Below are 21,543 nucleotides of genomic sequence, written 5' to 3'. Positions count from 1 at the left end.
CCTTTAGTGAAAGCGGCCGGGCTTGTCCCGGCCGTTTTGCTTATGCGGTCATGGTCATCAGGATTTCGGCGTACCAGGCGCAGTTCAGTCCCAGGGCTTCATCGACGCCTTCTTCACGGGCGACGTCGAGGCGGGCGGAATGGATGCCCAGCAAGATCCACGGCAGGTCGCCATGGTCGGGATTGCTTTGGGAGGCGCGCATCACCACCGGAGCGCCGCTGGTGCCGCGATGGGTGCGGGCATCGGTGAGGAAATAGCCTTCGCCTTGAAAGCGCAGGCCGAAGGACGAGGCGATGATGGCCTGGCGGACCACCGGCATATGGTGCAGCCAGTCATGAAAACCCAAGGGAAAGCCGACGATCAACAGCGAGGTGCCGACCTCGACCTCTTCGAAGTTTCCGGGCAGATGGGCCGGGGTGAAGGCGCGGTAAAGCGCGGTCGCCGGCAGGGCGGCGCGGTCGATTTCCAAGATGGCGACGTCGATGTCGCCGGCCCGGTCCGCGCCCTGGCGCCAGACGGCGCGCCCTTGCTGGTAAAGCGGCATGGAAAATCCGGTGGAACTGGCCAGATTGAGCGCGTCGATATGCAGCTTGATCTCGATGCGGTCGGGAAAGTGTCCGGCCTTGTCGTCGCGCAGGACATGGCTGCTGGTGACCAGGAACAGACGTTCGCCGCGCTGAAAGAAAAAGCCGCTGGCATTGGTCATCCGACGGCTTTGGCTGAAGGTGTCGATACGGGCGGCGGTCAACAGCAGCGGTTCGATCACGGCCGGCACTCCGCTGGCGACTTGGGGGCGGATTGTAGCAGGCGGATCAATGCTTGGGGGTGGTTAATTCAGCCACCGTCCGCCAGACCCGTTCCGGACTGATCTCGGCCACACAAGGGAAGGCATCGGCGCGCGACACCCGCTTCGGGCACACCCACAAGCAGTGATAGCATTCCATCGGCTGGTTCAGAAACACCGCGCCGGTTGGGCGGATGGCTTCGGGGTACGGCACGAAGCTGCCGAAATGGCCGCCACCGGCCAACAACACGGTGGGGGTGCCCACCCCCAAGGCCAGATGGCCGGGGCCGGTATCGTTGCTGACGACGCAGGCGGCATGTTTGAGCACATCGACCAATTGGCCCAGCTTCAAACAAGTGATGGTGTCGATGGCATTGGGGTGATCAAGGGCGGCGATGGCCGGCTTGGCAAAGGCTTCTTGTGCCGCGCCGACGAATACAACCCGCAAACCGGCCTCCAGGCAATGGCGGGCGACGGCCAGGAAATTCTCGAACGGCCAGCGTCGGCCCGGCTCGTTCGAGCCGAAATTCATCACCACATAAGGGGCGCCCGCGGGCAATGGCGGCAATTGGTCGCGCCAGGGAATGGCCGGCGTCTCGGGCGGATAAGCGCGGCCGGTCAGCTTGGACAAAAAGGTGAAATGCCGCAGCCCCTCATGCGTCGGATAGGGGCCGGTGTCGATGACCTGGGTGGCGCGTTCCTGGTACCAGCCATATTCCGCCCGCGTGCGGTCGGTGATGAAGGGGGTGCAGACGATGCGGCGCTCGGCCCGGCTGTGCCAGACCAGGGTGTCGGCGGTCATCACCTTGCGCATGAACATGTCGCAGATCGCCGTTTGGAAGCCTTGGCGGCGCACCCACAGCGATATCTTCAGCCGGTACAGCCATTTCTTTTCATAGGCGTGCTCGTCGATGGCGACGACGGTGAAGCCGGGAAAAACCTGATCGGCCAGACTTTTCCACGAATTGCAGCCCAAAACGGTAATGTCGGCTTTATCGACCCCCAGCGCCGCCGGATAATGTTCCAGCGCCTGCCGGAACATGACCATGTCGCCGATGCCATCCATGCGCACCACCAGCACGCCGCGCTTTGCTCGTGGCGCCGGCCACAGGGCGACCAGCGCGTCGATGGGCCGAAACAGCCACCAACGGCGGCGCATGCCGGTGGGGAACAGGATCCGGGTCAGTTTCATCTCAGATCCCCCTGGCGACGATGTCACGCACCGCGCCGAGCACCGCATCGGGGTCAAGGGCGGCGACGCACGGATACATGCCGTCCTCGGGCGGGAAGCGGCAGGCGCCCAGGCAGCCCTGACATTCCATCGGGGTGTAAAGCACATGCAGATTGGCGGGGGCGATCTCGGCCGCATAGGGAACGATCTCGCCCACATAGGCGCTTGACGCCAGACACAAGGTCGGCGTCCCCATGATCGCGGCTAAATGCATGCAGGCGGTATCGACGCTGATCACCGCCCTGGCTCCACGAATAATGCCGGCCAATTGGGCGAAGGGGGCGCCCTCGAACTCCACATTGGGCACGTCCAACAGGCGGCGGAAGTCCGGGTTCTTGTCCAAATCGCTGGGATGGCCGGCCAGCTTGACCTTCCACGTGGCCGGCAGGGCGCCGATGATCAGATCCCACAATTCCGGCGGGCTTTGTTTGAGTTTAACCGCCGAAAACGGCTGCAAGATCACCGTCGGATGCGCCTGGCTGATTATTTCGGGCAGGCGCGCCGGCGGCAACGCCACCAGCGGCGGCGGCAGGATTTCACCGGTGAGAAATTGGGCGAAGCCGGCCCAGCGCAGCACTTTGTCGGTATGCGGCGGCCCGGATTCGAATAAACGGGTATAAAGGCGGCGATTGGCGGCAAGGCGGTGGGCGAATTTTGCCGATGGACGCGGTTCCATGGCGGCGCTTTCCGGGGCGGCGGCGGCTTCGACCAGGGCTTCGTCCAGATCGGGATGGCGCAGGTAATCGGTGTGCACCACCAACCGATAATGATCCCGGTATAGTGCGTCCATGACGTGGTGGCGGTATTTCCACCGTCGCAATCGGCTGAAGTCGATTGTGCGCAGCTGAACTTGCGGCGGAAAGACAAAGGCCATGCGGGCGGCGTCATGGCGCAGCAGCACGGTGACGCTTTCGCCGGGCCGGGCCAAGGCGAGGAAACGGGGCAGCACCGCCGCCAGCAAGACGGTGTCGCCCAGACCGCCGGCACTGATCAGCAAGACGCCCGACGCCACGCCGGGACGCCGGGTGAGGGCGCGGCGCCAGCGCAGCAAGGAATCAAGCAGGCGATGCAGTCGCACGGCGGGTCGGCCTTCACGCATAGGGGGCGTAGGATTTTTCCTCGATCAACGCCGAGCCCAGCAGGTCGTTGACCTTGCGCTTGGCGGCGGCGCGTTCGTCATTGGTGAAATAGACGGCGCGGGCCAGTTCGACGAATTTGCCGCCGAAATCCTTGGCCCGTTCGCAATCGCGGATGTCGTCTTCGATCACCCATAATTTGACGTTGATGGCCTTGAGTTCCGCCGCCAGCGCCGCCAGGGCGGCATGCGCGGGGAACTCGCGCTCGCGCACCGCCACCAGCTCATCCAGTTCCTTGGTGACGTTGGCCCGTTTGGCGGCGTCGGTCAGGCGTTCGGCCTTGATTTCCAAGATGGTGATCTTGTCGATGATTTCCCCCCAAGACACCGGAACCAGGACGGACATGGCGATACTTTCGCTGTTGAAACATGGAATGGCCCGCGTTCTAACAGATTTCTTTCGCCTCTAGAAGAGACGCGGCGCGCCACCGGCCCGGTTTGGGATGAAAGCGCTTGATCATCAGCGCCCCTTTTCATCCCCCCTCCACTGACAGTATAGTCGGGTGGGCCGCATGAATTGGGCAAGCTGATGAAATGTTTACGTAAAGCCTTACAGATCGGGATTGTTGCCGCTTTCGTCGCCAATCCGCTGGCGGCCGAGGAAATCGGCAGCGTTTCCACCGTGTTCAAGATGCTTGGCCCCAACGACAAGATCGTGGTGGAAGCGTTCGACGACCCTAAGGTCACCGGCGTCACCTGCTATCTGTCGCGGGCCAAAAAGGGCGGGATCAGCGGCGGGCTGGGCGTGGCCGAGGACACCTCGGATGCGTCGATTGCCTGTCGCCAGGTCGGCGTCCTCACCATCACCGGTAAGATCAAGGATGGCGAGACGGTGTTCCAAAAGGATACGTCGTTGCTGTTCAAGACGCTTCAGGTGGTGCGTTTCCATGACACCAAGCGCAACGTTCTGATCTATCTGGTTTACTCTGACCGCATCATCGAAGGATCGCCCAAGAATTCCATTTCGGTGGTGCCGATTCCGGCCGCACAGGGGAAGTGACGACATGGATCTGCCCGCTGACCAGCACCTGCTTTATCAGGATCTGACCGGTAAGCTTGATCGTTTGGGCGGTCAGGATCAGTTGATCGCCTATATGGGCCAAGTGCTGGCGACGCTGTTGCGCCGTCAAGGCGATCTGGAATTCCGCGGCGCCGTGCAAGACGCCTTTATTTCCGGGCTGATCGGTCGTCCCTGGCTTGAACAGGTGGCGCTGGCCCGTGAAGTGATTTTGGTGGTGATCGCCAAGCGCCCGGAAATCGCCCTGGCATGGCAAAGCCAGCAAGGCCTGCCCGACAACCCGCACCGCCGCGCCGCCGACCGGGGCGAGATGGTCGCCGATCCTGAATTGCCCGATCTCGACCTGATCGGGGTGACGCCGCCGCCGCCGCCGCCATCGCGGCCCAAGCCGCCTTACGCTTTCGCCGCCGCCGAGGAAAAGGTGACCGAACACGTGACCGAGACGCTGGCGCGGCGCCTGGGTCTGTTTCGTTTGCCTTCGGCGCAATTCCCGTCGATTGCTTATGTGCACGAACAGGACTTTTTCCTGTTTTCGCCCATCTTCTTGCGCATCGCCGGCGAGTTCATGGCGGAAACCATTATTTTTGGCTGCCGTGATGCGCTGGAACGGCGGGTCTATCGGTCCATGAGCTTGGCCACCACCACCCGGCCCGACATGGGCTTGTCGGAAAAGATGGCCGATGTGTGGGGGATTTTGAACGAACGGCTCAGCAAACTGGCGGCGCGGCTCAATGGCGCGCGCGGCAAGTTGGCCTTGCCTGGGGATGCCGGGCAGCCGAAATACCAGGAAGTCGAGGTTCCGGTCGACCGCCCGCGGGTGTTCAGGGTGCTGGGCGTCGGTTTTCGCATGGGCACGCGGACCGAATTGAAGCGGGTCAAGGTCAAGGTTCGCTCGGCCAAGGAGTTGGATGCCGATGAAATCGAGGCGCTGAACCTGATTTCCCTGTTGCGCGACAAAGCGGCAGAGGCCGGTCTGGATTTGCCCCAAGCCTGCGACTTTGAGTTTTTCGCCGCCTTGTTCATGGTCGATGGCCGCCGCCTGGCGCAGACGGTCAAGGAATTGATGGGCCTGGCCGAGCATAAGGAGACCAGCCGTCAATATCTGATGGAGCGGGTGCAGGCCATCGATGAAACCTTTGCCAACACGCTTTCCGACGCCATCGCTTTGCTGTTGTTCCATGGCGCCGTTGGCGGCCCGTATGGCTTTGCCGAGCTTTACGAAACAGCCATCGCCACGGCGCGCGATTCCACCGTGCGGGCGGCGCAGCGGCCATTCCTGACCGCCGAACTGGCCCGGCGGCCGCGGGAACTGGCTTTCCAACTGCGCGAAGTCATGCGCAAGCGTTTGGATGAAATCCGCGCGGCCACCGCGCTGAAAGCGCTGTTTACCGTCTGGAACATCTTGCCCCGCGCCAGCTTCGGCACCGATCTCGAGGCGGCGTTGACGGTGTTTCGCGCCTTTCCCATCGCCTTCGCCGGCGATGCGGACGAAGCGGCGCTGTCGGCCATCGGTCAGCATTTATGCGGATTGCTGGCGGCGGAAAAGGTGGATGTGGAAATGGCTTCCGCCGCGGTTTTGCGTCTTTACAAGCCATTGGCTCAGCCAGCCCCCATGACTCCCGGCGCTTTCGTGGTCTGAATTCCCCCACTTTTCTTGACTTGGGGGGGAAACTCCAACAGAGTCCGCCCTTTCCTTCGCATTTGCACGAAAGAGTAAGATCCCATGGTTGCCATCACGCTTCCCGACGGCAGCGTCCGCGAATTTCCCGGTCCGGTGACGGGTCTGGACGTGGCCAAGTCCATCGGTGCCGGCCTGGCCAAGGCGGCGCTTGCCATCCGTATCGACGGCGTGATGAAGGATCTGACCACCACCATCGCCACCGATTGCGCTTTGGCCATCGTCACCGCCAAGGACGGCGCCGACGCGCTGGAATTGCTGCGCCACGATGCTGCCCACGTGATGGCGGAGGCGGTCAAGGAGCTTTATCCGGAAACCCAGGTGACCATCGGGCCGAGCATCGAGAACGGCTTTTACTACGATTTCGCCCGGCCGACACCCTTTACCCCCGACGATCTGGAAAAGATCGAGACGCGGATGAAGGAAATCGTTGATCGTGACGAAGCCATCACCCGCGAAGAATGGAATCGCGACGAGGCGGTCAAGTTCTTCGAAGGCATGGGCGAAACGTACAAGGCCGAGATCATCGCCTCGATCCCCGCCGATCAGCCCATCGGTCTGTATCGTCAAGGCGCGTTCATTGATCTGTGCCGGGGGCCGCATCTGCTATCGACGGCCAAGCTGGGCAAGGCCTTCAAGCTGATGAAGCTGGCCGGCGCCTATTGGCGCGGCGATTCCCGCAACGAGATGCTGCAACGCATTTACGGCACCGCCTGGTTCGACAAAAAGGACCTGGAAGCCTATCTGACCATGCTGGAAGAGGCGGAAAAACGCGATCACCGCCGGCTGGGTCGGGAAATGAACCTGTTCCACCTGCAAGAAGAAGCGGTGGGCGCGGTGTTCTGGCACCAAAAGGGCTGGGCGTTGTACCGCGCGGTGGAAAGCTATATGCGCCGCCGCCTCGAAGCCGAGAATTACCAGGAAGTCAAAACCCCGCAATTGGTGGATTTCTCGCTGTGGGAAGCGTCGGGTCATGCCGACAAATTCTCGGAAAGCATGTTCACCATCCATACCCAGGATGAACGCCATCTGGCGGTCAAGCCGATGAACTGCCCCTGCCATGTGCAGATTTTCCGCCAAGGCATCAAAAGCTATCGCGATCTGCCGTTGCGCATGGCCGAATTCGGCTCGTGCCATCGTTACGAACCGTCGGGGGCGTTGCACGGCATCATGCGGGTGCGCGCCTTCACCCAGGACGACGCCCACATCTTCTGTACCGAGGATCAGATCACCTCGGAAACCATCGCCTTTTGCCAATTGCTCAAGCTGGTTTACCAGGATTTCGGTTTCACCGACGTGCGGGTGAAATTCTCTGACCGGCCGGAAAAGCGCGCTGGTTCGGATGAAACCTGGGACAAGGCGGAAAGTGCCTTGTTGGCCGCCGCCCAGGCCGCCGGTTTGGACACCACGCTCAATCCGGGCGAAGGCGCCTTTTATGGCCCCAAGCTTGAATTCGTCTTGCGTGACGCCATCGGCCGTGATTGGCAATGCGGTACGCTCCAGGTGGATTTCGTCTTGCCCGAACGTTTGGATGCCAGCTATACCGCCGAGGACGGCTCGCGCCGGCGGCCGGTGATGCTGCATCGTGCCGTGCTGGGGTCGTTCGAGCGCTTCATCGGCATTTTGATCGAAAACTTCGCCGGCCGCTTCCCGTTGTGGCTGGCGCCGATCCAGGTGGCGGTGGCCACCATCGTTTCCGACGCCGATGAATACGCCCAACAGGTGGCCGCCAAGCTGCGCCAAGCCGGTTTGCGGGTGGAAACCGATCTGCGCAACGAAAAGATCAATAAAAAGGTAGCCGAGCATTCTCAGGCGAAAATCCCGGTTATGCTGGTGGTTGGCCGCCGCGAGGCGGAAGAAATGACCGTGGCGATCCGTCGATTGGGCAGCCAAGGTCAAGAAATTGTTGCGCTTGACCAAGCGATTGCTACACTCATAGGTGAAGCCGCACCTCCGGGCTGACCTTTCGGGTCTTTCCCTAGGGCGGATTTTCAAAAGAATCCGGGCCAAGATTCGCGGGGGTGACGCGATGGTGCCTATTTTTTGTTCGAACCGATGGAGAAGTTTTCATAGCTAGGCCGCCAATGCAGACGCCGCCCAAAAACGATGGGCCGCGCGTCAACCGAGAGATCGACGTTCGCAGCATTCGTCTGGTGGGCGCCGAGGGGGAGATGATCGGGGTCGTGTCCTTGCGTGAAGGACTGATCATGGCCGAAGAGGCCGGTCTCGATCTGGTCGAAGTCTCGCCCAACGCCGACCCGCCGGTCTGCAAGATTCTGGACTACGGCAAGTTCAAGTACGAAGCCCAGAAAAAGAAGGCCGAGGCGAAGAAGAAGCAGAAGGTCATCGAGGTCAAGGAGATCAAGCTCCGACCCAATATCGATGACAACGATTATGACGTCAAAATGCGCGCCATGCGCAAGTTCCTGGAAGAAGGCGACAAGGTCAAGGTCACCTTGCGCTTCCGTGGCCGCGAATTGGCCCACCAGGATCTGGGCATGAAGGTGCTGGAACGCGTCCGCGACGACCTGGAAGATTTGGGCAAGATCGAACAGATTCCCAAGATGGAAGGCCGTCAAATGGTGATGGTGGTTTCGCCCCGATAGGCGATATCTCTCCGGTTCGGATTTGTTGTTTCGGGGGGTTGCGGAGTTTGCGTGTTTACGCTAGTCTCCGCGCCTCGCCACCGACCGGGGCGTTTCCTTTCTTGCGGAGAGGTGCCAGAGCGGTCGAATGGGCCGGTCTCGAAAACCGGTGAGGGTGCAAGCTCTCCGTGGGTTCGAATCCCACCCTCTCCGCCATTTACCTTCATTCGGCCCATAATTTTTGGCACAATTTGGCACAGGGACCTTTCCCTGTGTGCCAAGGGGTGTGCCAATGGCGTCGATTAAACAGCGCGGTGACCTTCAGTGGCGGGTTCAAATTCGCCGCAAAGATCACAAGCCGATCTATCGCACCTTCGAGTCCTACGCTGCCGCCAAAAAGTGGGCTGACGAAATCGAAGGGCGCATCAGCGGCGAATCCTATATCGACCGCTCTGAAGCCAAGGCGACCAAGCTCCGCGAGCTCCTCACTCAATACCAGGATGAAGTGACGCCAGCCAAGAAGGGCGCCGATCGCGAGCGCTATCGAATCGCCCAATGGCTCCGCGAGGAAATGGCTGAGTGGTCGGTGCTGGCGGTGCAGCCCAAGGACATTGCCGAGTGGCGCCGCAAGCAAGAGGCTGCCGGTAAGGCACCCTCTACGATCAACAACGCCATAAATCTGCTTTCCAGCGTCTTCAGGACCGCAATCAGCGAATGGGGCTACCCCATCTCCAATCCCTGCCAAGGCGTGCGTCGGGTGAAGGCGAATGCGGCCCGAGAGGCGCATCTGACGGAGGCGGAAGAAGCCATTCTCCTCGATGCTTGTGCTCGGCCCGCATGGCTGCGCCCGCTGGTGACCGTCGCCATTGAAACTGGCATGCGCCAGGGGGAGATGCTTTCCTTGCAGTGGTCTGCGATCTCCGATGATCACGCCTATCTCCCGACCACAAAGAACGGCGAATCCAGACGGGTGCCGCTTTCCCAGCGGGCACGAGATACCTTCGCCGACTGGAAGACCTCGCAAGGTGGTGGGGACGTGCCGTTCGCAATCGTCCGCAAGACCGTCGATATGGCCTTCAAGGCCGCTGTCGCCACTGCGGTGACCAATGGCACCCCTCGGGTCACCTTCCACGATCTCAGGCATGTGGCCGCCACGCGCCTCGCCGAGCGCTTGACGCCGCTCGAGTTGGCGCGGGTGCTCGGCCACAAGACGATGAACATGGTCCTGAGGTACTACAACCCAAAGGCAGGCGAGCTTGCAGCCAAAATCGATGGCCGGGGAAGCAATGGTGTGGGGTTGCTGGAAGAATTTCGTTCTGTTGTCGAGAGGATGCAGGCGGCGGGTGTTAACCCGAGATCGGTTCTTGACGCTCTTTTGTCAAAGTATGAGGAAAGGTCCCAAGAATGAAAGTTGACGGTTTCGTCAACTTGATATGGCAAAAATGAAGACAAATTGTAGATAGTATTGCCAACTAGTCATAAGTAATTGTATCAGATAATATCTCGTCAATTCCGACTCCATGGAGTTGTCGAGATGAATAAGTTATTAGACAAAGTCGCTTTGGCCGATTTGCTCGGCATGTCAGTCCCGGCGATTAACAAGCGGAAGCCCCACGAGCTCCCGCCAAGGGTCGATCTCCCCGGCAGTCGTCTTATCCGCTGGCGCATTGAGGACGTGAAGTCCTGGATCGAATCGCGAGTGGTTTGTCCATCTGCTCCACCTGCTCAAGAACCTCCCCGCAAGCGTGGCCCTGGTCGGCCCCGCAAAGGTACGACCGCAGCCAATGCGCACTGATCGAGGGAGCGGCCGGTGGGAAAGGGGGCAACTGCTGGGCAGCTTAACTGCCCCACCACCCCGCCTCTAACAGGGGGTGGTGGGCGTCCCAAGAGCAGGGAACAAGCGCAGAACAAACGGCCCCGCGAGATTCCGAAAATTCCGCTCTCCCCGCCAGCGCCAGACTACTGCACCTTGCTGGTCCACGGGTGGGACAGCTACCAAGAGGCAGCGGACCTTACCCCAACCGATGACTTCATCCAGCGTATTGAGTCGGCCAAGGAAGCTGCGGACAGGCTGGACCCACGAACGGGAGGGACTGTGCCGTTTCAGTTTGGGCCGGAACTGGTCCAAGTTCGCGCCACCGGCGCCAAGGGCGGCGTCAAATGGGTCGCGGGCAACGACGATCTCCTTTTCCTGATCCGAAGCCCGGCTGCTGGCTGGTGCGTCTCCATACGGTACCTCGCTGGGGGGCTCTGGGAGTATGGCCTTGACGCTCTCCGGGCGCGCGCCCACCAAGCTCTGTTGCATGCCGGATTCCGTGCGAAGGGGCCGGATGAATGGCCGGTGGTTGTTAGTCGTGCCGACTACGCATTCGATTTTCACTCGCCGGCGTTCGGTAGGGAAATGATCCCGCGATTGCTTGAACAGATCGTGTGTCACTCGTCGTCAAAGACACGGGCCACAGTGCTTCCAGAGAAGCTATCCACGTGGTCGCGCGGGGGCACGCTACAAACGATAGATATTGGCTCAAAGGCTGGACTGCAGGTTTCAATTTACCACAAGTCGCTCGAGGTTACCGAGGCCAGCGGCAAAACCTGGTTCCACGAGCTCTGGGGCGGTGTGGTCGAAGACGTCTGGCGCCTCGAAATCCGGTTTGGGGGTGAGTACCTCCGGGATCGGTCCCTTCGCACCCACGCCGACCTAATGTCAGAACTGCCGGCCATGATTGGAGAAGCGGTATTCACGCGGCGCCTAACTGTTCCCCTCACGGGAGACACGCGCCGCCGCCGTTGGGCGCTCCATCCGCTGTGGACGGCGGCCTATCTGGCGAGGGGCGAAGCTATTTTGCCGCCATTGGGGCGGTACGTCACCGGGCGCCGCTCGGTGTTACTCGATCAGCAGGCACGCCAGATCGCGGGAACATTGCGTTCTGCCGCTGTACTTGCCCGGGGCGACTTCGACCCTGGTGCCGTCAGTGAGATGGTCGAGCTCGCCTGCCGCCTAATTGATGACGACCATCGGCACTTGCAAAAAGTTGAGCGCGCTGTCGAGCGCTACAGATTTGTCGATGATGCCAAATAATTTTGGAGGCGCAACTATGCGGAAAAACGGTTCGGTCATCGCGCTATTGATCTTAGCCGCTATTGGTCTCGCTGGCTATTTCGTGCCGACAAATGACCGGCACTTGCTGCTCATGGCCGCCGCGGGGCTTGGGACATTGTACCTTTTCGCCCATCTGACCTGACCGAGGAGCGAACAAAACATGACGAACCAGAATGATTTTTTCGCCGCCAAGGCTGGCGATTGGGCAGTCGAGGCAATCGATACCCTTTTCCTATCCGATGGCATACTCGCGGCAACGCTTGGGTTGTACAACGCCATCTTCATGGCCGTGGGCGGCTCTCTGCTGCTGTGGCTGTTGACCCGAGCCATCGTTGAAACTGCCCAGCATGGCAAGGTCGGGGGAAAACACTCGGAGGTCTGGTTCCCGATCCGCTTCTTTCTCGCCATCGGCCTCCTTGTTCCTCTCCCACCGGTCGGTTTGAATGCCGGCCAATATGTCGTGATCGGCATTTCAAAAATGGGAATGGCCGGCGCCGGCGTTCTGTGGAGCAAGGCGATGGAACAACTCGCCGATCTGAAACCGCTGATCGAACCGTCCCCGCCTGAGGTGAAAGACCTAGCGCGAGAGCTTTTCAAGATCGAGGCTTGTCGCGCCATCCAAAATATAACGGCAGCCACATCCAATGGCGCGACCATCAGCGATCCGCTGACCACGTCCCACGACATCGGCGTTTGGCGGACATTGTCGGCAGATGGCGACGCCACCAGCGGCGGCGTCTTCCGGCAGTGTGGCGCGGTCACGTTCCGGCACGAACCAGGGCTCAGCGGATCATCGGCCAAGATCCTTGCCGCCCATGAAAAGGCAGCAATGGCTCTGCAAAGACAGTTACGGCCTGCCGCCGAGGCTCTGGCCGTTACCTTGCTTCCGCCATTCACAGACAAGCCAGCCGCCGGACCAAACTTCGATATCACCGCAGCGATGCAAGCATACACCGCCACCCTGATGGCGGCAGCCCGGGCGGAAGTCGTTGCAGGAAGCCAGCAGGGCCTCCAATCCCAACGCGAAACGGCAACCAATGCCGGATGGGCGAAGGCCGGCGCCTGGGCAATGAATTTGATGTGGGCCAACCAAACCGTTTGGCACGCGGTCGGCGATCTGCCGAAGACCACCGCGCCGCGTTACGAAGTCTGGGACGGTCAGGTCTACACGGCGCAGAAGGCCGCGTTTGTCGCCGCTGATCAGTGGTGGACGGAACGCTACGCGCAACGAAAAACCTCGACCGACAAATCCGCTTACGATGCGGCCATCGGACAGGAAGCACAAAGCGGCATACTGGCGTTCTTCGACTTGTCACGTAAAAAGGAAATCTATGAATGGCTGCTGCTGGGCGAGTCCGACCGCTCAAATAACCCCATCGCCGAAATGACCAGTCTGGGCCATTCCCTCCTCAACATCTTCTGGGGCGCGGTGATGACCTTTGCCGGCGGAACCGCCGCAGCCGAGGCGGCACAGGCTTGGACCAGCGGCAACTTGGTCGGCTGGCTCAGCAACACCGCGACGATCGGCACCGCCGGTGCGGCCGCCGCCGGCACCAAAGGCTTCCTGTCGGGCATCGCGCCGGTGTTCTATTTTCTCGCCTTCGCCTTGCTAATGGCCGGAGTCGCGCTGGCATATATCCTGCCGATGATGCCGGCGTTGCACTGGCTGTACGGCGTGGCCCGATATTTCATGCGCGTGATCATTGCGGTTCTCGGGGCGCCGATCTGGGCGATCGCGCATCTTGAACTTGAAGGCGAAGGCATCGGCCCCCGAGCCGCGAAGGGCTACGAGATTCTTTACGACCTGTTCGCTCGTCCGATGATCATGGTCGTCGCGCTGGTCGCTGGATTTGCAGTGATGATCGTCTTCGGCAAGCTGTTCGTACTGACCTTTGCCGAAAGCATCGGCAATGCCCTGGGTGGGCATTTCGGCGGCGTCACCGGGACCATCACTTACCTAATTCTGGGCGCATCAACCATCATCGGCCTGACCGGCATCGCCATGATGGGGGTGGGCAAGGGTGGCGATCTGGTCATGCAAATGATCGGCGCCCATTTCCTTGGCACTGGCGACACCGATCCCGACGTCAATCAGAGCAAGCATCCCGTGCAGCAGGGGGCATCGACCGGCCAACAGGCCGCGATGATGGGCAGTGGGATGAAGGGGGGCGGACATCTACCGCAACAGCCCGGCACCGATGGCCATGGGGCCGGCGCTTGGGCGCCCCGGATGGAAGATTCGATCCCCAGTGCCGACCGGACGCCACCACCTACTATCGAGAAGGATGAAGGCGGGTGGCGTTAAGTTGGGTTCGTGCCGACTGTAAGGCATGGTCGGGCTGCAAACCAAGTTGCTTGGCTCGGTGAACAAATGCCGGGACATAATGGCGATCCAGCGCACTCTGGATTTGATCCTGGATCGCCTCGGGAAGAGTCGACAGCGCTGTGAGTATGCCTGCGATATCTGCCCGATTAATAGCCCGATTGATGCGCTCTGCGTGAAGCTCTTGGTGCAATTGCCCAGCCTGGGCCTGGAGGCCGCGTGCGTACTCGGCCCATTCCTGGCCCAGAGCTGCGGCCTCGTTTCGCCCCACCACGAGGCCGGTGATGAAATCATCCATGGGACACGCCTCCGTCGCGCAACCAAGGGGCGCCGAAGCGCCCATTATTGCCACCAATTTAGCACAGCAGCATGGAAACCAAATCGGTAAAGCCGCCGACGTGGCCAAGTTCTTCGGCGACTTGGCGGCGGATGGCGTGGTCCCCGACAGAAACCGGGCCGATCACGGCGAAAGCCCGCAGGGCCCGCCGCAATTCCCGCGTCTTCTGCCGGGTCCACGCTGATTCGTCCTCAAGCTCATCCAGTCGAGGCCGCAGCGCCAAATACGCCCGTTCCACCTCGGTGGTGGAATATCGGTGCAGGCCCGCCAGATATCCAACCAGATATTCCCGCTCCTCCGCCGGCAGGTCGGCAGGGGCAGCCTGCAACAAGGCCTCATACTCGTCCGGGCTGGCGAACGGGCCGAGGTTGTCCAGGTGGTGGCGCCACGCAGGGGCGTCGATTACAGTCGCGATGGTCATCGGTCCAAACTCCTTACCATGGTTGGTCCTGTGATCAGGGGCCGGTGACGTCGCAACCGCCATCGGCCCCACCTTTATTCAAACCTCAATCAGAACTGAGCGGACGCCGCTCGTTTCCCCCGCCATCGACGTAATGCAGGCGATAGACAAAGGCGGCAGGCTCCAGGCTCAACACATACCGTGTCGCCAGATTAACCGCGTCGGGCTCCGCCCGGTGCCGCTTCGGCGCCACCTTTTCGGCTTCTTCCGAGGACGTGATGCAGGCGATCTCCGGACCGTCGAAGGCCTTCCGGATATCGCCGGTAAGTCCGAAGGCAGCGGGAATACGCGCCATCTCGGCCAGTTCTCGCATCCACAACTCATCCATGGGGCTGTCGGCGACGGCCACCATTCCCGCCAGTTCCGCATTCAGCCAGGTCATCACCTTGCGCGGCGATTCGCCGAAATCGGTCAGGTTCTGACGGGTGATCCGGTGGATTTCCTCGGCACGCCAATCCCAACGGGACGGATCATCCAGCCATTCATCGCAGCGAATCAGCTTGGCCCCGGAACGCATGCTGCGATCGGCGTTGACAATGCAAAAGCCGACCTCGATGGGATAGCCGCCCATGCCTGCGCTGGCCTCGAAATCCAGAAAGATCATGGGGCGCCCTTTCCGCTGCTTCTATCCTTGGCTGTCACTCACGCATGCCTTCAATTTTTCGCCTTTCTTGCCGGCAACGGCGAACATGGCCCGCTGCCGCAGGCTGATCAGGTGGTCATAAATCCTGGCTTGGATGTCCTCGGGGCGTCGCTGATAAGTGCGAAAAATCGCCTCAATCGCCAGATTCACCGCCACTTCCGGGGACTTCCCCGACAACCTAACCCAATGACCGGCCTGCCAATGCAAGTCAGACTCAAGCCTGCACCAAAAGACCGGGTCCGCAAGTTGCTGCTCCGCCAATTCACGCAGGTCGGGACGCGCGGGCAACGCCCAAGTGACTTTGTGTTTCGGCTCCCTCAACGCGGCATCAATCGCCCTCTGAAGCGTCGGGGCCGGCATGGCGCCCTTGGCAAAACGCAGCACAAACCCGACCAGCGATTCGACCGCTTGCGCGTCCGCAATGCCGGCAGCGCGGGTGGCGTCCAAGTATCGATCCAAGGTCTCGCCGGCCAGGGGTTCAGTGTCCATCACGCATCACCGTTCAAATTGAGGCATCGCCATTTTAGGATAAACTTTATCCTATTTTCAAGCTCATCTCTTGCGAAACGGACCAACTTTATCCAAAGTCCGGATCATGAAGCCGATCAGCGACCAACGAACCAAGGAGATTGCGGCCTTTTCCGAGGCCGTTCGCGCCGCTGGCCAGCGCCTCGCCCCCCATGGCAAGGACGCCCTCCGCATCCGCCTGCTCGCCGCCGAACTTGGCGCCGGCGAGCCCGCCGTCAAGAAATGGTGGTACGGCCAGAATGCCCCACGCGGCGGCTCCGCCAAAGCAATTCTCAGAGAACTTGAATTGATTGGCATTGAATTCGACGCGACAAAAATTGAATAGCGTGAGTTACTCACGGTATTCGTGTCGTGTATGAACTAGTTTCGAAACCATAGGCGCGAAACGTCAACAGCATTATTTGCCATTATGCAAATATAAAGCATTGCAGAACCTTCAAATCGATCGCACCATCCTTACAGCAAGGCTCCTCCGCGTGGCCCTCTGACGAGGACCAAACGGAAACCTTGCGAGGGGGCGCCGCCCCCTTCGAACCCTGATGCGATAGGGAGAGAAAGATGGGACAAAACATCGAAACAGAGATTCTTGGCTTGGCGGTGACGACCAGCAACGCCTTGGGCTGGAGGACGCGACTGGCCGGCTACATCGGCACCAATTTGGGTCATTTGGATGCCGACTGCGGAACCGTGGCCACCTGTGAACAGGAGTACGTCACGGCGATCACACATTTCGCTGAATTACTGCCGGACGCGTTACGAGAAGCGTTGGATATGGAAGAGCTTTCTGAAGCCGACCGTGATGGGTTGGCGAGTTTCGCAGCTCGGTTGGACGGTGGATACGCCCCCAATGCCCTGGCCTCGGCCGCCCGTGAGGACTGGGGACGCATCCTGGCGTCCGCAATGGATGAACTGCCCGAGACTGCCCAGACGCCCCGGCGAAGCCGAAAGCCTTGAGGAAGCCAAATGTTCCAGAGGCGCACTCCTGAGCCGGAATCTGCTGCCGCCTTGCAAACCCCCCGCTGGCCATCGAGGCTGTAGATGGCCCAGAACCGCCCCCACCGCGAGCGCATCATCAAGATCCGCGTCTTCGATGACCAATACCTTTTCCTGAAGGCGAAGGCCCAAGCCGCAGGAATGACGCTTACGGAGATGCTGCGGGACCACGGTGACCAACTCACCGTGGTCAACCGCACTGACTGGCGGCAACGCACATTCCAACTGGCGAAAATCGGCACCAATCTCAATCAACTGGCCCACTGGGCCAACACCCACAAATCCGCTATCGAAGCGCATCAGGTCGTATTGGCCCTGCTGCGCCTGGAACGGGCCATGCGCTCCGAATACGGCCTGGATCAAGAGGCTACGGACGAGCCGGCATCATGATGATCATGTGGTCCAAATACGACGGCAGTGATGACGCTGGCGGCGAAGGGGTGACCGACTACATGGAAGCCGAAACCATCTGGAAGCCGACGGAAAACGGAAACCGTGAACGTGTCCGCCGAATCCCCCCGCCGGAAGTCCTGAAAGGCGACGCGGTGTTGATGCGCCAAGCGATCCGCGCCACCCCATTTCAATGCCGGTATTCGTCAGCCGTGCTGAGTTTCGAGCGAGACGACGTCGATGTCGCCGCCTTCAATGCTGGTGCCCCGGAACCGCGTCGCCAAGTGGCCGAAGCCATCCGTGCCTTTGAAGACTCGGCCTATGCCGGCATTCCCGAGGAACATCGTCCACCGACATTCTGGACCACCCACACCCACACAGGCCGGCTGGAACTGAATTTCTGTGCGCCCCGGGCCATTCTGGCCGGCAATGGCAAGCTGCGCTCGATCAACCCACATCCCCCCGGTGCCGAAAGCCGGAAGCTTTTCGATTCCTGCCGCGACATGCTGAATGCCCGCTATGGCTGGGCCGATCCGGAAGACCCAAAGCGTGCCCGTCTTGTCAGCGTGCCCAACTATATTCTAAAAATCGCCGCCGAAGCCAAACGGGCCGGCAAAGAGAGCAAAAAGCACTTGGCCGAACAGATCAGCGAATGGGCCGAAGCCGCCCTTGCCGCCGGCGAGATCAAATGCCGTGACGATCTGCTGCGGCAGCTCAAGCAGAGCGGCATTCAGGTGGCGCGAACCGGCACGGATTACGTCACCCTCGTCAACGACCACGGGGCTCGCATGCGCCTTCGCGGCAGAATATTCTCCGCCGCCTTCACCTCGCCCGAGGCGCTGCCGATTAAAGTCGAAGCACCCCCGCGCCTCGATCTCCAGGAATGCGAGAAACGCTTGGCGCAGCACCAGTCCCGGCGGGCGCTGTTCCATCAACAACGCTATGGCGGGCCGGACTGGGCACCTCCGGAAAGTCCCGGTCCAACGACCCCACCCCAAGCCGTAACGCTCCTGCCCCAAGCCCCGGTGGAAGCTTCGCCAAAGTCACTTTGCGATCCATCCCCTCGCCGTCGGCCCGATCATCATGGCGATGCCGTCATCGAACCGGCACGGGCCGAAGAGCGCCAGCGGTTCAAGGCCCGGCTGTTCGTTGTCATCTTCGGCGCCACCCTGCCGGATGACCTGCTGCTGCATTTGCGCTGGGTCGATCGGGCCTCGCGAACCGTCCGCCTGACCGACGGCGCCATCATTGTCGATCATGGGGAACGCATCTCCGCCAGCAAGTCCACCGGCTTGGCCGTCAAGCTGATGCTGGCCGAAGCACAGGCCAAGGGCTGGACCAGTATCAAGATTTCCGGCTCCCCCGAATTCCAGCGCCTTGCCATCGCCGAGGCCGCCCGGCTGGGGCTGTCGATCTCCAATTCCCCCGCTGCGGAGAATACGAAAATGAAGGAGACCAAAAATGAAGGGACTGACGCCACTGGAACGCCAGTTGATGCAGACCATCGACCGCATGCAGACCGAAGCCGCCGAGCGCGAACAGAGGCTGACGCAGCAGATCAACAGCTTGACCTGGCGGCTGAACGAATTGGGCGACAATCAGCAGAGGCTGATGATCGTCTGCGACAGATTGGCAAAGCTGCTCGCCCCGGCGTGAGCCGCATTCGGGCAAACCGGCGCCAGGACATTGACCGCCTCAAGACCGACATTGATCTGTGCGCCATCGCCGCGACCTTGGGCTTTGTCGAAGACGCGAAGGCCGGCGACAGGAATCACACAATCATGCGCCATCCTGACGGCAGCAAGCTGATCATCGGCGTCTCGCAATCCGGCCATTGGGTTTTCTCGTCAAACATCGGCGACCGCAAAGGTACCGTCATCGACCTGGTGCAGTGGCGCACCGGAACCTCGGTGACCGAGGCCCTGGCTCGCCTGCGCCAATGGCACCGCACTCCCGAAACCAAACCATCCTGGGACACGTCCGCCTATTCCCCGCGCCCAAAGCCTCGCCCGATCAAGGGCAACGGCTTGCAGGCACTCCAGGAATGGGAAAACACCAACCGGACCAGCCGCAGCGTCTTCCTGGAAAAATCACGGGGCATCTCACCGGAAACCCTGGCCTGCCCCAGATTTACCGATACCTTCCGGGTCGATGATCGACAAAACGCGGTTTTCCCGTATCGGACAAAAGACGGCTTGGTCGGTACCGAACGCCGCAATCGACCTTCTCCGGGATCGGATCGGTCGTTCAAGGCCTACACTGCCGGCGCCGTGCCAGGAATCTGGACCTCCAACGCCTCGACCGCCGATACCCGATTGGTGATCGTCGAATCGCCGATTGATGCGATGTCGCATCAAGAATTGTCGTCGCCCGAAGAACGCGCCACCACCCGCTACGTGGCGATCCGGAACGGCTGCGCTGATGATGACCTCGAGGCCGTCATCCGCAGCATGCCCGCGGGTGCCGTGATCATCGCGGCCTGCGACCGCGATCCGGCTGGGGACGGCTATACCGCCAAGATTCGTGCACTGGCGGAGGGTATGGGACGGGACGTTTCCGATGAACGACCGCAAGCTGGCGATTGGAACGATGTCTTGAGGAGGCGGGCTGTTCATGCGCACATACAGCCCCCTTCATTTCGACGGTGACTCATGCCCCCATCCCATGGCTGGTTAAGCCCCCCTTCGCTCAATTGCCGAAATGACAGACTTGGGCCGGAAAGGGATGGGCGAGTTTGGGAGACGGGGGCGGTAATGCGGACCTTGGCCGGTTGCCGAACGGCACGCACGTGGACCACGGCAAATGGATGGGCACTGTACTGAGCTTGATAAAGGTTTCATAATTTCTTGCATTGGAATGAGTGCGTTTACCAGCCGACGAGCGTACTGACACCGGGATGCGCGACACTTCTTTCAACAGGCGGTGAAAGTCTGATGGACTATGCTGAATTGAAGGGCTGGCAGGGTGCTATCGGCTCGGTGCTGGGATTTATCGCGCTGATCTTCGGCGCACTGTTCAACTTTCATTTGAACCGAAGGCGGGATAAACGGCTTAGAAATGAGGAAATCGTCGCAATAGCCAGTGCGCTTTACGGAGAGATCGTGATGCTTCGTCGGAGCGTTGCCCGAATGGCGAACGCTGTCGGGACCCGTTACATTCGGCGCGGTTTGTTTGGAGACGGAGTGTTTGACAAGCATTTCATCGAACAGTTCGTGCTCCCCAGGCCCAAGTTGTATCCGGCCCTCGCAAGCAAGGTGGGGATGCTTCCCAGTCAGTTGGCGCTAGAGGTTGTGCTTTTTTATTCTCGCGTGGAAGAGGCTGAAACTTGGCTGCCTCGGCTCCAGGAAAGCGAGGAGCGGCCCTATAGTTATGGCGTCAATTATGTACTTGATCCCGCGATTAATGCGGTGAACGGTGTGACGCCTGCATTGCGGATCATCGAAAATATGGCAGGGCTCATTGAGGCCGAACCACCTGATATCAAGAAAGCTCTCGACGCCCAGGAGATGGAGGACATGCAGAACGTGGAGCTTTAGCTATGCTGAGTTGGGCCGGAAGCGGAAGGGCGGCTTGTGAATTGGCTGCCATAGGAATGCAGAGCTCTTATGCGAAGTAGCAGCAGGATATCGACTAATGCCAATCCACACCATATAACGGTCTCGTGGGCGGATCGGACATTCGTCGATTATCAGATGGCTAACTTCACGGGGAATTAATGGACGAGAGACAGGTCAAGGCAGCAACGCTGGCACGCTTGCGCGAGGAATACGGGCGGCGTCGTAAGCCCATCGTCACGGCCGAATTCTCGCTCGGCAGCAGTGGCATACGCGCCGACCTTGTCGTTTTCGCTAATGAAACCATTGGATTTGAGATAAAGACCGCTAGGGACACGCTACGGCGCCTTCCGTCTCAAATGCATGCTTATGCCCGCTACTTCAATCATGCCGTTGCCATCGTCGCGCCTTGCCACTTGCCGAACCTCATTGCCGATGATCTCTGCGGGGCATCTGTCTGGACATATGATGGCGAAGGAGTGCTTTCGGTCTTCCGTACCGGCATAGCCAATGTCGTCGATGACGCCGCGCTTGACGACCTGCTCACCCAGGCGGAGCGCCGCACATGCGATTTCCGCGCGGCGATGAAGGCGCGATACGCCGCGACAAGCAGCCAATTTTGGCGAGCGGTATCACGTCGTTCAATCCGGCCCGACGACCTACCTTTGCTCAGCCGGTTTGCTGACAATCGTGCACAAGCACGGCGCTTCGCCGAGGAACGCGACAATCGATGGTCACACTGGCTCGCGGCACAAGGTTGCCTCGAAACAGCCTGACACCCCAG

The 21,543-nt window shown here is 60.5% G+C and carries 21 protein-coding genes and 1 tRNA gene; 14 read left to right on the top strand and 8 right to left on the bottom strand.

The features are described from left to right. Positions 1 to 40: 40 nt before the first annotated feature. From KEC16_RS13405 to KEC16_RS13390, 4 genes are read right to left on the bottom strand one after another with little or no spacing between them, the layout of a single operon-like run. Positions 41 to 766, bottom strand: a complete 726-nt coding sequence (locus KEC16_RS13405) for a S1 family peptidase (protein ID WP_211549755.1) — start codon at positions 764 to 766, stop codon at positions 41 to 43. A 46-nt stretch (positions 767 to 812) separates the two neighbouring features. Then, complete coding sequence (locus KEC16_RS13400; protein ID WP_211549753.1) at positions 813 to 1,976, bottom strand: glycosyltransferase family 9 protein; 1,164 nt, start codon at positions 1,974 to 1,976, stop codon at positions 813 to 815. 1 nt (position 1,977) lies between these two features. After that, positions 1,978 to 3,093, bottom strand: coding sequence for a glycosyltransferase family 9 protein (locus tag KEC16_RS13395; protein ID WP_211549751.1), 1,116 nt, complete (start codon positions 3,091 to 3,093; stop codon positions 1,978 to 1,980). Between the two features lie 13 nt (positions 3,094 to 3,106). Beyond that, positions 3,107 to 3,496 carry a DUF6165 family protein gene (locus KEC16_RS13390; RefSeq protein ID WP_211549749.1) on the bottom strand — a complete coding sequence of 130 codons (390 nt, stop codon included), beginning with the start codon at positions 3,494 to 3,496 and terminating at the stop codon, positions 3,107 to 3,109. A 183-nt stretch (positions 3,497 to 3,679) separates the two neighbouring features. Between KEC16_RS13390 and KEC16_RS13385 the strand changes: the two genes are divergently transcribed. The 8 genes from KEC16_RS13385 to KEC16_RS13350 all read left to right on the top strand — a co-directional run bounded on the left by KEC16_RS13385 (position 3,680) and on the right by KEC16_RS13350 (position 13,836). Beyond that, on the top strand, positions 3,680 to 4,150 hold the full coding sequence (locus KEC16_RS13385) for a CreA family protein (RefSeq protein ID WP_211549747.1): 471 nt from the start codon (positions 3,680 to 3,682) through the stop codon (positions 4,148 to 4,150). A gap of 4 nt (positions 4,151 to 4,154) precedes the next feature. Continuing rightward, a complete protein-coding gene (locus KEC16_RS13380) occupies positions 4,155 to 5,807 on the top strand; it encodes a hypothetical protein (protein ID WP_211549745.1) in 1,653 nt (550 codons plus the stop codon). An 84-nt stretch (positions 5,808 to 5,891) separates the two neighbouring features. After that, the gene (gene thrS / locus KEC16_RS13375) at positions 5,892 to 7,808 is read left to right on the top strand and encodes a threonine--tRNA ligase (RefSeq protein ID WP_211549743.1); all 1,917 of its coding nucleotides are present in this window, start codon (positions 5,892 to 5,894) and stop codon (positions 7,806 to 7,808) included. Positions 7,809 to 7,930: 122 nt separating this feature from the next. Continuing rightward, the gene (infC, locus tag KEC16_RS13370; RefSeq protein WP_211549741.1) at positions 7,931 to 8,452 is read left to right on the top strand and encodes a translation initiation factor IF-3; all 522 of its coding nucleotides are present in this window, start codon (positions 7,931 to 7,933) and stop codon (positions 8,450 to 8,452) included. Between the two features lie 105 nt (positions 8,453 to 8,557). Then, positions 8,558 to 8,647, top strand: a tRNA-Ser gene (locus KEC16_RS13365). A 76-nt stretch (positions 8,648 to 8,723) separates the two neighbouring features. Beyond that, positions 8,724 to 9,839: a tyrosine-type recombinase/integrase gene (locus tag KEC16_RS13360; RefSeq protein WP_211549739.1), complete on the top strand. Its 1,116-nt coding sequence runs from the start codon at positions 8,724 to 8,726 to the stop codon at positions 9,837 to 9,839. Between the two features lie 687 nt (positions 9,840 to 10,526). Continuing rightward, complete coding sequence (locus tag KEC16_RS13355) at positions 10,527 to 11,510, top strand: hypothetical protein (RefSeq protein ID WP_211549737.1); 984 nt, start codon at positions 10,527 to 10,529, stop codon at positions 11,508 to 11,510. A gap of 181 nt (positions 11,511 to 11,691) precedes the next feature. Further along, positions 11,692 to 13,836 (top strand): DotA/TraY family protein, encoded by a 2,145-nt coding sequence (locus tag KEC16_RS13350; RefSeq protein WP_211549735.1) that lies wholly within the window; start codon positions 11,692 to 11,694, stop codon positions 13,834 to 13,836. Here the strand turns inward: KEC16_RS13350 and KEC16_RS13345 are convergent. The 4 genes from KEC16_RS13345 to KEC16_RS13330 form a co-directional block, all read right to left on the bottom strand. After that, the gene (locus KEC16_RS13345; protein ID WP_211549733.1) at positions 13,805 to 14,152 is read right to left on the bottom strand and encodes a hypothetical protein; all 348 of its coding nucleotides are present in this window, start codon (positions 14,150 to 14,152) and stop codon (positions 13,805 to 13,807) included. The two genes, KEC16_RS13350 and KEC16_RS13345, sit on opposite strands and share 32 nt — an antisense overlap. 58 nt (positions 14,153 to 14,210) lie before the next feature. Beyond that, positions 14,211 to 14,612: a hypothetical protein gene (locus tag KEC16_RS13340; protein WP_211549731.1), complete on the bottom strand. Its 402-nt coding sequence runs from the start codon at positions 14,610 to 14,612 to the stop codon at positions 14,211 to 14,213. Positions 14,613 to 14,697: 85 nt separating this feature from the next. After that, complete coding sequence (locus tag KEC16_RS13335) at positions 14,698 to 15,255, bottom strand: hypothetical protein (RefSeq protein ID WP_211549729.1); 558 nt, start codon at positions 15,253 to 15,255, stop codon at positions 14,698 to 14,700. A 21-nt stretch (positions 15,256 to 15,276) separates the two neighbouring features. Next, complete coding sequence (locus KEC16_RS13330; RefSeq protein ID WP_211549727.1) at positions 15,277 to 15,783, bottom strand: hypothetical protein; 507 nt, start codon at positions 15,781 to 15,783, stop codon at positions 15,277 to 15,279. A gap of 106 nt (positions 15,784 to 15,889) precedes the next feature. Here KEC16_RS13330 and KEC16_RS13325 point away from each other — a divergent pair, with 106 nt between their 5' ends. The 6 genes from KEC16_RS13325 (at position 15,890) to KEC16_RS13300 (ending at position 21,535) form a co-directional block, all read left to right on the top strand. Next, entirely contained in the window at positions 15,890 to 16,147 is a 258-nt protein-coding gene (locus KEC16_RS13325; protein ID WP_211549725.1) for a hypothetical protein, read from the top strand. 233 nt (positions 16,148 to 16,380) lie between these two features. Further along, positions 16,381 to 16,776: a hypothetical protein gene (locus tag KEC16_RS13320; RefSeq protein ID WP_211549723.1), complete on the top strand. Its 396-nt coding sequence runs from the start codon at positions 16,381 to 16,383 to the stop codon at positions 16,774 to 16,776. A gap of 84 nt (positions 16,777 to 16,860) precedes the next feature. After that, on the top strand, positions 16,861 to 17,205 hold the full coding sequence (locus tag KEC16_RS13315) for a MobC family plasmid mobilization relaxosome protein (protein ID WP_211549721.1): 345 nt from the start codon (positions 16,861 to 16,863) through the stop codon (positions 17,203 to 17,205). A gap of 62 nt (positions 17,206 to 17,267) precedes the next feature. Continuing rightward, positions 17,268 to 19,853, top strand: a complete 2,586-nt coding sequence (locus tag KEC16_RS13310; protein WP_211549719.1) for an LPD7 domain-containing protein — start codon at positions 17,268 to 17,270, stop codon at positions 19,851 to 19,853. A 285-nt stretch (positions 19,854 to 20,138) separates the two neighbouring features. After that, on the top strand, positions 20,139 to 20,741 hold the full coding sequence (locus KEC16_RS13305) for a hypothetical protein (RefSeq protein ID WP_211549717.1): 603 nt from the start codon (positions 20,139 to 20,141) through the stop codon (positions 20,739 to 20,741). A gap of 179 nt (positions 20,742 to 20,920) precedes the next feature. Next, positions 20,921 to 21,535, top strand: coding sequence for a sce7726 family protein (locus KEC16_RS13300; RefSeq protein ID WP_211549715.1), 615 nt, complete (start codon positions 20,921 to 20,923; stop codon positions 21,533 to 21,535). Positions 21,536 to 21,543 lie beyond the last annotated feature (8 nt).

It is taken from the genome of Magnetospirillum sulfuroxidans, assembly GCF_018224925.1.
Lineage (GTDB): Bacteria > Pseudomonadota > Alphaproteobacteria > Rhodospirillales > Magnetospirillaceae > Magnetospirillum > Magnetospirillum sulfuroxidans.
The sequence above is the reverse complement of the archived record's forward strand: the minus strand, read 5'-3'. Positions and strand labels throughout refer to the sequence as shown.

What these genes read in the sequence shown, in the direction of transcription:
- KEC16_RS13400 (WP_211549753.1), bottom strand. Translation starts at nt 1,976, where the DNA reads ATGAAACTGACCCGGATCCTGTTCCCCACCGGCATGCGCCGCCGTTGG.
- KEC16_RS13390 (WP_211549749.1), bottom strand. Translation starts at nt 3,496, where the DNA reads ATGTCCGTCCTGGTTCCGGTGTCTTGGGGGGAAATCATCGACAAGATC.
- KEC16_RS13385 (WP_211549747.1), top strand. Translation starts at nt 3,680, where the DNA reads ATGAAATGTTTACGTAAAGCCTTACAGATCGGGATTGTTGCCGCTTTC.
- KEC16_RS13380 (WP_211549745.1), top strand. Translation starts at nt 4,155, where the DNA reads ATGGATCTGCCCGCTGACCAGCACCTGCTTTATCAGGATCTGACCGGT.
- thrS (WP_211549743.1), top strand. Translation starts at nt 5,892, where the DNA reads ATGGTTGCCATCACGCTTCCCGACGGCAGCGTCCGCGAATTTCCCGGT.
- infC (WP_211549741.1), top strand. Translation starts at nt 7,931, where the DNA reads ATGCAGACGCCGCCCAAAAACGATGGGCCGCGCGTCAACCGAGAGATC.
- KEC16_RS13360 (WP_211549739.1), top strand. Translation starts at nt 8,724, where the DNA reads ATGGCGTCGATTAAACAGCGCGGTGACCTTCAGTGGCGGGTTCAAATT.
- KEC16_RS13350 (WP_211549735.1), top strand. Translation starts at nt 11,692, where the DNA reads ATGACGAACCAGAATGATTTTTTCGCCGCCAAGGCTGGCGATTGGGCA.
- KEC16_RS13345 (WP_211549733.1), bottom strand. Translation starts at nt 14,152, where the DNA reads ATGGATGATTTCATCACCGGCCTCGTGGTGGGGCGAAACGAGGCCGCA.
- KEC16_RS13340 (WP_211549731.1), bottom strand. Translation starts at nt 14,612, where the DNA reads ATGACCATCGCGACTGTAATCGACGCCCCTGCGTGGCGCCACCACCTG.
- KEC16_RS13335 (WP_211549729.1), bottom strand. Translation starts at nt 15,255, where the DNA reads ATGATCTTTCTGGATTTCGAGGCCAGCGCAGGCATGGGCGGCTATCCC.
- KEC16_RS13330 (WP_211549727.1), bottom strand. Translation starts at nt 15,783, where the DNA reads ATGGACACTGAACCCCTGGCCGGCGAGACCTTGGATCGATACTTGGAC.
- KEC16_RS13325 (WP_211549725.1), top strand. Translation starts at nt 15,890, where the DNA reads ATGAAGCCGATCAGCGACCAACGAACCAAGGAGATTGCGGCCTTTTCC.
- KEC16_RS13320 (WP_211549723.1), top strand. Translation starts at nt 16,381, where the DNA reads ATGGGACAAAACATCGAAACAGAGATTCTTGGCTTGGCGGTGACGACC.
- KEC16_RS13315 (WP_211549721.1), top strand. Translation starts at nt 16,861, where the DNA reads ATGGCCCAGAACCGCCCCCACCGCGAGCGCATCATCAAGATCCGCGTC.
- KEC16_RS13310 (WP_211549719.1), top strand. Translation starts at nt 17,268, where the DNA reads ATGGAAGCCGAAACCATCTGGAAGCCGACGGAAAACGGAAACCGTGAA.
- KEC16_RS13305 (WP_211549717.1), top strand. Translation starts at nt 20,139, where the DNA reads ATGGACTATGCTGAATTGAAGGGCTGGCAGGGTGCTATCGGCTCGGTG.
- KEC16_RS13300 (WP_211549715.1), top strand. Translation starts at nt 20,921, where the DNA reads ATGGACGAGAGACAGGTCAAGGCAGCAACGCTGGCACGCTTGCGCGAG.